This window comes from Streptomyces sp. NPDC057623 (assembly GCF_042800355.1).
GTDB lineage: Bacteria > Actinomycetota > Actinomycetes > Streptomycetales > Streptomycetaceae > Streptomyces.
Genome location: NZ_JBHVGZ010000118.1, coordinates 15,389 through 18,314 on the forward strand (window position 1 = coordinate 15,389; position 2,926 = coordinate 18,314).

Annotated in this window: 3 protein-coding genes and 3 pseudogenes; 4 read left to right on the top strand and 2 right to left on the bottom strand. The window is 73.3% G+C overall.

Annotated features, from left to right (window positions below; genetic code table 11):
* Positions 1–525: M24 family metallopeptidase (locus ACFU95_RS48765; RefSeq protein ID WP_383843637.1), on the top strand; the 525-nt coding region annotated here is incomplete at its 5' end.
* On the opposite strand, the pseudogene ACFU95_RS48770 reads toward ACFU95_RS48765, so the two are convergent.
* Positions 501–1,013: pseudogene (locus ACFU95_RS48770) on the bottom strand (molybdopterin cofactor-binding domain-containing protein); the annotation flags it as partial. The gene ACFU95_RS48765 and the pseudogene ACFU95_RS48770 sit on opposite strands and share 25 nt — an antisense overlap.
* A 293-nt stretch (positions 1,014–1,306) precedes the next feature.
* Here ACFU95_RS48770 and ACFU95_RS48775 point away from each other — a divergent pair.
* The 3 genes and pseudogenes from ACFU95_RS48775 to ACFU95_RS48785 all read left to right on the top strand — a co-directional run.
* Positions 1,307–2,230, top strand: coding sequence for a PucR family transcriptional regulator (locus ACFU95_RS48775; protein ID WP_383843640.1), 924 nt, complete (start codon positions 1,307–1,309; stop codon positions 2,228–2,230).
* Positions 2,231–2,277: 47 nt separating this feature from the next.
* A pseudogene (locus ACFU95_RS48780) lies at positions 2,278–2,541 on the top strand (LysR family transcriptional regulator); the annotation flags it as partial.
* A pseudogene (locus ACFU95_RS48785) lies at positions 2,527–2,799 on the top strand (NAD(P)-dependent oxidoreductase); the annotation flags it as partial. The pseudogenes ACFU95_RS48780 and ACFU95_RS48785, both read left to right, overlap by 15 nt.
* A gap of 25 nt (positions 2,800–2,824) precedes the next feature.
* Here the strand turns inward: ACFU95_RS48785 and ACFU95_RS48790 are convergent.
* The coding region (locus ACFU95_RS48790) for a TOBE domain-containing protein (protein WP_383843647.1) at positions 2,825–2,926 on the bottom strand (102 nt) is incomplete at its 5' end.

Below are 2,926 nucleotides of genomic sequence, written 5' to 3' on the forward strand. Positions count from 1 at the left end.
ACCCGGCACTGGCACAAGCGGATCGTGCGCTCGGGGCCGAACACGCTGATGCCGTACCGGGAGAACCCGCCGGACCGGGTGATCGGTGCGGACGACATCGTGTTCGCCGACTTCGGGCCGATCTTCGAGGAGTACGAGGCGGACTTCGGGCGGACCTTCGTGCTGGGCGGCGACCCGGTCAAGCGGCGCCTCGCGGACGATCTGCCGCAGGTCTTCGCCGCAGGGAAGCGGTTCTTCGCGGGGGACCCCGACATCACCGGGAAGCGGCTGTACGCCGAGGTCGAGCGGCTGGCCGCCGAGGCCGGGTGGGAGCTGGGCGGCTGGCATGCCGGGCACCTGGTCGGGGAGTTCCCGCACGAGTGGATCGACGGCGCCGACGTGGAGTCGTACATCGCGCCCGGCAACGACACCCCGCTGCGGCGCACCGACAAGGCCGGGCGCCGCTGTCACTGGATCCTGGAGATCCATCTCGTGGACCGGGGGCGGGAGTTCGGCGGGTTCTACGAGGAGCTGCTGACGCTGTGATCCCGTAGGCCCAGCCACACCCGGTCGCGGGTGAGGGGGACCTGGGTGAAGCGGACGCCCGTGGCGTCCCGGAGGGCGTTGGCGAAGGCGGGGGCGACCGGGTTGAAGGGGCTCTCGCTCATCGACTTGGCGCCGAGCGGGCCGATGGCGTCGGCCGTCTCCATGAAGTGGACCTCCGTGCGCGGGATGTCGGCGTACTGGGGGAGGCGGTAGCGGCGGAAGGCGGCCGTCTCGACCTCGCCGCGTGCGTCGACGCGGACGTTCTCGAAGAGGGTGGCGCCGAGGGCCTGGGCGACGCCGCCCTCGACCTGGCCCCGGCACTGCATCGGGTTCATGACCTTGCCCGCGTCGGCTGCGCGCACGCTACGCAGGATACGTATTTCCCCTGTGCCGGGGTCGACGGCGATCCGGAACCACTGGGCGTTGAAGGCGACGGAGCGTGGGGTGCCGCCGAAGTGGCCGTCGGCGGTGAAGGCGACGCCGACTGCCTTCGGCATCCCGCTGGCGGCGGCCCCGGCCCACGTCATGTTCCGGGCGGTCACCGACACCGTCTACTTCCAGCAGTGGGGGGGAGCTGAGCCGCCACCACGCGCTGCCCGAGAACGCCCGCGTCCGGCTGAGCCGGCTCGTCGCCCAGGACGCCGGGCCGGACGCGATCGTCGGGGCCGCCTTCGCCCACCTCGGGCGGGCGGCCGTCGCATACGTCCTCACCGCCACCGGCCGCACGGTCGCGGCGACGGAGGGCGCACCCGCCCTCCCCGCTGCCGAGGCCGTCGCCCTGTTGGCCGACGGCACAGGCACGACGGTCCCCGTCGACGCGGACGCCGCGGCCACGCCGTACGAACGCCGGCACCTCTACCTGCCCGAGCCGGACGCCGCACCGCCCCGCATGCTGCACGAGATCGCCGCGATCCTCGGCCGCTGCCAGGAGGCACAAGCCCGGCGTCGAGCCGCCGTACACCAGGCGGCGGACGAACTCGGCGCCCTGCTCGCCCGGAACGGCGTCGAGAGCACCGCCCTGGCGGCCGCGCCGCGGGCCTGTGGACTGCCTCCCGCCGACGGCTCCTACCGTGTGATCACCGCTGAGACGGGAGCACAGCGTGAGGGGTTGGCGGAGGGTGCGCTGGCGGAGGCCGTCGCCCACGTGGCGACGCCGGGGTCCGCGGCCGTGGGGCGGCTTCCGGACGGCACAGCGTTCGCCGTCGTCCACGGTCCCACCGTCGACCTGGGCGAGGTCTGGCAGCTGGTCGCCGCATGCGAGCCGTCCGTACCGTTGCACGGCGGCACGACCGCGTCACCGGCCGACGGTCCGCAGGACCTGGCAGGGGCGCTCGCCGAGGCCCGATATGCCCTGACCTCGGCGCGCAACGCGGACCCGGACGCCTCGCTCCTCACCGACATCACCGCACTCACCAGCCTCGACACCCTGCTGGCCGGCGTGCCGGCCGACGTCCGCACGGCCTTCAGCCGTACCGTCCTCGGCCCCCTCCTGAACACCGGCAACGCCTCCGCCGCCCCGCTGCTGCACACCTTGCGGACCTTCCTCGACTGCGACGGCTCGTGGGCCCGCACCGCGCAGGCGCTGCACCTTCACGTCAACACCGTCCACTACCGCATCCAGCGCATCGAGCACTTCACCGGCCGCGACCTGTCCCGCCCCGCCGACCGCCTCGACCTGTGGGCGGCCCTGCTGTGCCGGTCCTGACGCCCTTCGCCGACGGGTAGGCCCTCCGGAAGCCCTGGAGGTCACGCATGCAGCTGCGGCAGCTGGAGTACCTGGTCGCCCTCGCCCGCGAGCGCCATTTCGTTCGCGCGGCGGCTGCCTGCTACGTCTCCCAGCCCTCTCTGTCGGCCGCGATACGGCGGTTGGAACACGAGCTGGGGGTGCCGATCGTGCGCCGGGGCAGACGCTACGAGGGCCTCACCCCCGAGGGCGAGGTGGTCCTGGCCCGGGCGCACCGCATCCTCGCCGAACGTGACTCCCTCCGCCAGGAGTTGTCCGCCCTGCGCGGCGGGCAGTTGGCGGGCTATGCCGGTGACGTGTGGTTCCCGCAACCGGCCCCCGCGGACCACCCTTGGCGCACGATGCCGCACCACGGCATGACCCCGCACATCTCCGGCTCGTCACTGTCGGCGCAGGCCCGCTACGCGGCGGGCACACGCGAGATCCTGGAGTCCTGGCTGGCGGGCCGCCCGATCCGCGACGAGTACCTGATCGTCGACGGAGGCGCACTCGCCGGCACCGGCGCCCACTCCTACTCGGTGACCAAGTGACCCGGGAGGCCACCGCCCGGTTCTCTCAGACGCGGTCGATGTGCACGTTCGTCGACTTCACCCGGGCGGTGGCCTCCACGCCGACCTCCAGCCCCAACTCCTCCACGGCCTCCCGCGTCAGCAGCGA